Here is an 8,567-nt window from a genome sequence, read left to right as displayed (position 1 = left end):
ACAGGATATTAAATTCATAAACTCAGAAATCAAAAGAATCCTGAACAAAGAAATAGGAAGCGTTACTTATCCTTTGTTTAGCAGGGATAGGAAGACTGCTATTGTGTCTTATAGCTCAATTGGTAGAAATGCGGTCAGGAAGGACCGGGAGAAAATCTATGTATTACAGAAGGGAGAAAGGGACTGGCAAGTTGTGGAGGTTGTTCACTCCAAATAGCTATGTGAAAAGCTGTGCCTTACAAAAACTTCACTGATATATAAGTGTCCGTATTCCGGCCCTGGTCGTCGGTACAGGAAATCTTATACCTACCGGCCCTCTGTGGCTCGAAGAACACCTTCTCGTTGGAGGCTGTGGCGCGTAAAAATTTATCATTAATATACCAGTATATCTGCTTTACCTCGTTGTGGGCGTTGCAGTGCAGCATCAGTTGCTGGCGCTCTTCCTGCTCGAGTAAGTATTCCATGCCTGCCGCAGGAGAGGTGATAACCGGCGCATGCTCTTTAAAAATGCGGCTACAGGTGGGGTTATGCGCCGGGATCTGCTGGTAAGGTATTTTTTCGGAATCGTAAAAGGTGATGAGTTCCGGCGCGTGGTTCGGGTAGAGCTGTTGTACAAAACCTGAAGCTGGCAGGCAACTGGTGCAATAGCTATACCTGTGATCCTCAGAAACAGCAATACTTTTCAGGTGGCTGCACTTTTGGGTAGAGGAAATGCCAGGTATAAAGGTATCCAGCACCTGGTTTTTGCAGAAGCTGTTAGCAGGGTTGCCGCTTTCGGCGCACACTGCTCTCAAACCGATGCCTTTGGGTTGCTGAAACCACCCGTCGGAAGAGTTATAATCGATGCTGTTGAAGATGTCGAAAAGCAGGGGAGTGGCCGAGTCGGTGCCGTTCAGTTCTGGCACGCCCTCGCCGGAGAAATTGCCGACCCACACACCCACCGTGTACTTTTTGTTGTAGCCGATGCTCCAGGCATCTTTGCGGCCATAAGAGGTCCCAGTTTTCCAGGCAATCTTGGGCAAATTAGGGCTGTTATGAGCATTGTGCGGCAGGTCGGGGCGCGTGAGTTGCGTCAGAATCTGGCTCATCATATAAGCCGATGCAGGCGAAAGCAGCTGCATTTCTTCTTGAGTAGTGTCCTGTTGTAGCCAGCGTATCGGACTATACCTTCCCTGGTTGGCAAAGGCGGAATAAAGCAAGGTCAATTCTTCTAGTTTCACATCACATCCACCTAAAATCAGTGAAAGGCCGAGTTGGTTGCCCATGTGCTTCATCTGAGAAAACTCGGCCTGCTTCAGCTTCTGCACAAAGGTATGCACGCCCAGCTGGTCGAGTACCTTCACGGCTGGCACGTTCAGCGAAGTAGCCAGTGCCTGTTCTATGGTGACGTTGCCGTTGTAGTTGCCAAAGTAGTTTTGCGGACGATACCCGGCATAGTCTACAGGGACATCGGTAATGACGGATTTAGGCGTGAGCAGGCCTTTATCAAAAGCGGTGGCGTAGAGGAATGGCTTCAGGGTGCTGCCCGGCGAGCGAACCGCCCGAATGCCATCTACCTGCCCGTGGTGCGCAACATCATTAAAATCGGCAGAGCCCAGGTAGGCCTCTACAGCCCTGGTTTGGTTGTTGATGACCAGCACCGCCGCATTGTGGATGTTTTGGTAGCGCAGCCGCTGCATGTAGTTGTAGGCGAGCTGCTCCACTTTTTCCTGCACCTGCCGGTTCAGGTTGGTTTTGATGATAGGCTGATTTTTATACCTGCGGTACATGCGGTAGGCAAAGTGCGGCGCTACTTTAGGCGCCTCCTGCCGGCGTGCTTCCAAGGGCTCCAGCAAAGCATCCTCAATTTCTGAGGCCGGAAAGGCCTCTTGCTCCTGGTAGTAGTGTAACCACTTATTCCGGAACGCCACGATCCGCTCGTTCTGCTCACCTATGCGCAGCGAAGAGGGTTTGTTCGGAATAACCGTCAGCGTGACGGCCTGGGCCAGGTTCAGCTGCCTGGGCGACTGCTGAAAGTATAAAACAGAGGCCGCCTTGACTCCTTCTATGTTCCCGCCAAAAGGCACCAGGTTCAGGTATAGCTGCAGGATCTCGTCTTTGCTGTAATACCACTCCAGCTGCAACACCCGGAACATCTCATAAAGCTTGTTGGCGTAGGTGCGTTGTTGCGGATATAGCAACCGGGCCACCTGCATGGTAATGGTAGAGGCGCCGGAGGTTTTCTTATTTTGGAGGATGTTGTTGGCAAAGGCTCTGCTAATGGCAAATGGGTTAATACCCGGGTGGTAGTAAAAGTATTTGTCTTCTTTCAGCAGTAACGCCTGTTTTAGCACCGGGCTTATTTCGTCGGGCTCCAGCTGCATCCGCCACTTATCGTCCCGGCTCAGAAAGGCATTGATCACGCTGCCGTCTGAGGCGGTGATTACGGGGGAGTAGGAGATGTTTACTTTGAGCGGGTAGAGGGAATTAAGCAGGATGAAGGTAAGGCACAGTACAAGCACAAAGTATAAGGTATAGCCTGGCAAGGACTTGCTATACCTTAGCAGCCGCTGGCTTGGTTTATACTTTGGTTTTTGTGTTGGCATATAAGCTTTTTCTCACGTGTTTTTTACCCCTTTGAAGCAGGGCAGATTCAGTCTGGCAAATTCTCCCCTTGAGGGGAGCAAGAGGGGTGTTAGTATTGGAGGTAAAATACCAATCTTTAATTTACATGTATTTTCCCAGCAGGTGTAAACACCCCTGTAGTCCCCTCAAGGGGACAGTTGCCCGCTGCTCAGGATTTTCAACCTTGATTTTTCATGACCTTAAATAATTCAGATTTCTCATTGCATTCGAAATGACAACACTATTTAACAGTAATACTTCCTCCCCCCGAATAACTATGATACTCCGCATTATACATCGCATCTGCACCTATCGGCCCTAGCTGAAACGTACCCTTCGACACTGCTCTTACCTGGTAAAAGAAATATTGTTCCTTTGGTTTTGCGGTGGCGTAGAGGTTGATCCTGTCGTCGCGGATATCAATGTAATCCGGGGTAGAAGGTTTCTGTGCTTCAATCCAGCTGAACTCGCGGGCTGTCATCAGGCGCGGGTTCTCTATCTCGAAGCCGGCTGGCAGCATGTCGGTGATGGCGACGTTAGGTATGCTTCTGCCATCCAGCGACTGCAGTTCTACCCGCACCACCACCAGGTCGTTTTGCCGGAAGGTGTTGTTCGTGATCTCTTTGCCATTCCGGTCGAAGAAAGTTTTGCGCACTTGCAGGTAATTATCTTCACGCTTTACATCGCCGCTTTGGCTGATACCTTCTAGCTCCCAGAAATAGTATAAAGTACCGTTTCCTTTGCTGCGTAGGCTGATCGGGCCGCTGCCGATGTTGCTGGTTAGCGTCAGGTCGTTACCGGTGAACGTGCCGATCTGCTTACCGTTCTGGTATACCTGCGCTGTTTGGTTACCCTGGTTCCTGCTCGAAAGCTTGCCTAACGCCATCAGGGCAAAAGCGCGTTCCTGGGTGTTGAACCAGCGCTTGGAGCGCAGTTCATCCGATAAATGCCTTGCCAGCGTGCCAATCTGCGGGTTATCCGGATCAGCTTCTACCAAGCCGTTCAGCGAGATCGCCATGTCGCGGATCGGCGAGTAGAAACTGCCACCGAGTGCCCGCACCGAGGTCTCGCCGGAGAAGGAGCGGGGCAGGAGCTGGTTGAAGCTTTCGCGGCTGCCGTTCAGGGCGTAGGTACTGGCTAGCAGGTAACGCGCATCAATCGACAGCAATTCCGGCTTGGCTTTGTAGTAGTTCATGGTAGACCAATCGACCTTACCGGCAATGCTGAGCACATACAGCGAGTAAGTGGTTTCCCGGGCAGCGATGTACTTGCTCTGCACCTGTCGGCTGGCATTGTAGTAACGGTACTCTTCTATGGCCTTGCCTTTTACCTTTTGCTGCAGGTAGCGCAGGGCCTTGTCCAGCACCTCCTGCGTGACCGGGAAGCCGGCTTTCCTGGCCTCCAGCAAAAAGTGCGTGGCATAGGTGCTGCTCCACCAGTCGGTGTCGGTAGCGCCGGGCCAGTAGGTAAAGCCACCATCGTACTGCTGCATCAGCTCGATTTTGGTAATGGCCTCCTGCACCAGGTAATTCGGGTTAAAGGTGCGGCTCTTCTGGTCCTGGTTCAGGGAGCGGGCCAGGTCGGTATAGTATAAAAGCGGGAAAGCGGTGGAGGTCGTCTGCTCCAGGCAGCCGTGCGGGTAGCGCAGCAAAAACGTGATGTCATCAGTAAACTGCGCCAGCGGCGAGCGGCTCACCACCAGCCTGGCCGACACCGACGAAGGTATAAAGTCGCTAGCCAGTTTGATGTCGGCTGTGGCGCCGTCTTTAACGCTTCCGGCCTCGGTTACTTTGGTCAGCGGCGCGATGGGGCGAACGGTAATATCAGTATTGCTGGCAAAAGCCTCGTTCAAGGCATTGACCACCACCTTCACCGTTGCCTGACCAATGGCAGGCGTAGCGACCAGCTTGTAAATAACCTGCGCCTCGGCGTTCGGATTGATACCTGCTGATTTTCGGGTTTCGCCCACTACCCGCAAAGGACCCGTCACCGAGATGGTGCTGGTTGCCATGGCTTTATTGGCGGTAGTGTTGCTGAGCGTGACCGGCACCAGGATGGTGTCGCGCGGGCTGACAAAGCGTGGAAGCGCCGTGCTGATCACGACAGGTTCGGAAACCCGCATCATCTTTTCAGAAGAGCCAAAGGCATTGTCCTTGTACGCCACGGCCATGATGCGAACCGCTCCCGAGAACTCCGGTATACGCACCCGCACCGAGGCCTCGCCGTTGCTGTTCGCTTTTAACTGCCCACTCCACAGCGACACCAGCTTCACCCGTTTATTAGTAAGCGGATTGATACGCTTGGCCAGATCATACCCGTCGCCGCCTGTGCTGGACCGGGCACCTAATTCGGGGAACAGGTAAGGGTACAGGTCGTAGCCCTCCACTTCGAGCGCGCGCTTCTGGTAGAAAAAACCGTGGGGGTCGGGTGTCTGGTAATCCTTGATCTGTAGGATGCCTTCGTCGACCACCGCCAATGTCACTTCCGCATTGGGAGCAGTTTTTACCTTTACCTGCTGCACCCTGTAAGAGCGGGACGCCTCCGGTGCCAATATGGCTACATCCAACTGCGTACTCTTCTTGGTTACAGTTAGCGGCTTAAAGCCACGGGCAATGGTCAGCGGCATTTGGTTGTCTTTCACCTGGCGCAGGGCAACGGCGGTGATGTAGGCGGTTGGCAGGTGCTCGTCCTTGATCGGCAGGGTAAGTGAGGCGGCTTTTTTGTCTGTTTTGAGGTAATAGTAACTCAGTACGTTGTTCTGCTCCACCGTTACCAGGATCTTCCCGGCAAATGGAGACTTGAACAAAATTTTGGCCTGGTCGCCTACTTCATACTTTACTTTATCCAGCGAGATGTCTACTTCACCTTCGGTGTTGACGGCAAAGGAAGTGCTTTCGGTATCACCCCAACCGTAGGCATAGAACTCCTGCGCCACATAGTTGTAGGCACCCGGCCGCATGATGCGTATTTCATACTGTCCGGAGGAAACAGGCGTGAAGTTGAACACCGCCCCAAACTCCGGTATGTTCATGTCTTTGCTGATCAGCACCTGCTCCTTGCGCTGCGATTTGTAGTTGTATTCGTCGCTGTAGCGCTCAATCACCGACTCGTAGGTATAGCGCACCAGCTGCACCCTGGCGGTGGAAGAAACAGGACTGCCGTTACGGTCCAGGGCAACCAGCGGAATATTCATCGCGCGGCGGGTGCTCACGTAATCATCAAAATTTTTGATGCCGAAGAAGGCTTCCTGCGTGCTCACGTCAAACTTGTTGAGGCGATTGACAGGCCGCCCTGTTTCATCAAACACCGTTGTATAAAGCGAACCCTCCAGCAAGCCAATATCCCGGAAATTCTCCAGTTCAAATATTTCCTGCCCTTTGCCCTGCGCGTCTGTCTGCCCCTGGCGGGTACAGGTCTGGATGTCGATTGAGCCAGAGGTATGGATATCGAAGGTATAGTCGGGGTAGCGTTTGGCTTCGAAAGCCTGCTTTTTCAGGCTGAGCTGGGCTTCGTAGCTGCGGTTGGCAGCAGGTGGGCCGAACAGGTTTTGGGCTGTCAGGTTGAGGATAAGGTTTTCGCCGGCGTTGTAAGTGCTTTTGTTCAATACAGCCGTCACCTTCAGGCGGTCTGGCATAAACTCTTCAACGCCAATCTTCTTCGCGTTCAACAGCACATCGTTGCCCGAGTATACTTCTAAGGTATAGGTGCCCGTCACGGCGGCCCCGTTCAGTATAAAGCTGGTTTCACTGGCGCCCTGGTTGTTGAGTTTGCCTTTGGTGCTGCGGTACTCTTTGCCGTTTGGCAGCAACAGTTTTACTTTGATGGGTAATCCGGCCACTGTTTTCCAATCCGGAGTGCGCACGACGGTGTTGACATGAATGGTATCACTGGGGCGGTAGAGGTCACGGTCGCCGTAAATGAAGGCATCGTAGTTCAGGTCGTTTAGGCGCTTACCGCCCACCTCGAAACGCGAAGTATTTACTTGTGTCTGGCTGTAGGGCATGTAATTGAAGTCGTCGCCATTGCGGGCGGTGATCATGCCCATCTTAAAGTCCGGGGCGGCTTTGCCCATGTTGCTAAACCGGGCCACGCCCTCTTTATCGGTGGTGGCTTTGTGTACTACCTGGTTGTTGGTGCTGATAAAACGGATCTCTACGCCCTCCAGGGTAGTCGCCTCACGGATAGAGTTGGCAAAAACCACCACTTCGTCTTGGCCCTGTTTGGCGATCAGGCCGATATCCGAAACCGACACGATCTTGGAAGCCTTCAGCCAGTTTTTGTCGGTGCTGGCCACGGTGATCACATACAGGCCTTTGAACTGGCTGTCGAAGTCAAGGTCGTTCAGGTTGAGGTTGAGCAGGTAGGAGCTGCCTTGCTTGCGGAGACTTTCGGTAGTGTATTCGCGCTCGAAAAGCTTGTTGCCGTTGTTCTCGTTCACATCATAGTAGGAACTGGAGTAGTATTCTTCGGATTCCTCGTCGTAGTAGCCATCGTACATTTTGCCCTCACGCAGGTAGTGCAGGATGTTGTTTTCGTATACCTTGCTGATGCTCACCTTGATGCGCGGCACCTGGTTCAGGTTCAGAGCGATGTTGCGAGCGCCCTGGCTGCTCAGGTATATGCTCTTGCCACTGGCAAATCTGATGCCGGGTTCTGTATTAGCAAAGGTGACGCTGTGCCGGTAGGGTTGGCCCATTGGCTTGCCTGCCATACCTGCCAGATCGCCGGAGAGGGTGAGGGTATAGGTGCTGCTCTGGTTGAAGTTGCCTTTCAGTACCAATCCGTTCTGCAGGCGCTCCACAGTAAACTCCCGCCGTGGGCTTATGCTGATCAGTTCGCCTAAACTACTGTTGGTAACGGGCTGTGTGGTTAGAATATAAATCCGCTCCTGGCCTTCTTCAAATGCAGTAATCACTTCCGATACCATCATGCGCTGGCGGCTGGGTAGTAAGACGTCCCGCTCGATGGTATGGTCGGTTTGGCGGGCGCTGCCGGCTACGCTCAGGCCTTTGCCAATATGCAACCGTAGCGGAACCTCCTTCTCCGATTGCCCCTCCACGTTCTTTACCCGGATGGTAACGTTGTCGCGGTTGCCGCTGGTTAGCTCTATTGGCAGTTCTTTCGTGCCGGCATACACTTTTAAATGCTCCCGTAATTCCTGAAACAGCACCGGGTAGTTAAAATCCAGTTGCAGGCTAGCCTCCAGTTGGTTTGGACTATTTTCGTTGGCGACCCAATAGCTTTTTACCTGTTGCAGCCTGAGGTAGGGCGTATGGAACGTGAAGCCTTGCCCGGCGGGCAGTTTATACCTGGTGGTGGCATGCCGAAGGAGGTTTTCGGTTAGCTCGGCTTTGTAGTCGGTGGTGGGGGCAAAGGGCTTGTCCGGTGAGAAAACCAATTCGTTGGGCGCTGTCCATTTATATTTACCGGCCACCTTCGGCGTGATGGTCAGGTAGGGTATCGTGTCCCAGGTGTTGAGCAGCGAGTCTCCCACTAGGTCTTTATCGAACGTGAACACCAGGTTTTGCTCCCGGGCAATCTCCTGTTCGAAGTTTTTGCTTTTCAGCCGTAGTTCATCGCTGTTGCCGCGGCAGCTTACCATACCAAGTATAAACAGGAATAAACTGAACCTGAGCAGGTGGTGAAGCGGGGCGGGGGTGGCTTGTCTTACATTCATAGTAGGAGCAGAAGAAGGGCAGTTGAATGATTGGTTGTTTTCTATAATGTATGCTGGGAGTACTAATATTAGTTTCTACGGCTAAGTATGCTGTTTATAGTGGCCAGACTACTTCCAATTTTCCTGGAGAAGTAGTTTGATTTAAATGATAGCCACTGGCTTTATAGTCAGGTACAGCTGCCCGTTAAATTCCAAGTCTAAGCTTGCCCGCCTTAGGATAGGTATAGCCATACCACAGACTATTAAAAATTTAATCCACAATGACTTCTGTAAGCTGCTAAGCGTG

General features: G+C 52.5%; 3 protein-coding genes. 1 reads left to right on the top strand and 2 read right to left on the bottom strand.

Annotated features, from left to right (window positions below; genetic code table 11):
* The coding region (locus OB13_RS08855) for a hypothetical protein (RefSeq protein WP_461489802.1) at positions 1-217 on the top strand (217 nt) is incomplete at its 5' end.
* Between the two features lie 19 nt (positions 218-236).
* Here OB13_RS08855 and pbpC read toward each other — a convergent pair.
* Positions 237-2,585, bottom strand: coding sequence for a penicillin-binding protein 1C (gene pbpC, locus OB13_RS08850; protein ID WP_461489801.1), 2,349 nt, complete (start codon positions 2,583-2,585; stop codon positions 237-239).
* 260 nt (positions 2,586-2,845) lie between these two features.
* Positions 2,846-8,281 (bottom strand): alpha-2-macroglobulin family protein, encoded by a 5,436-nt coding sequence (locus tag OB13_RS08845; protein ID WP_461489800.1) that lies wholly within the window; start codon positions 8,279-8,281, stop codon positions 2,846-2,848.
* Positions 8,282-8,567: the final 286 nt, after the last annotated feature.

The sequence above is a fragment of the Pontibacter sp. HJ8 genome (genome assembly GCF_054824225.1).
This window is presented reverse-complemented; position numbering and strand designations above follow the sequence as displayed.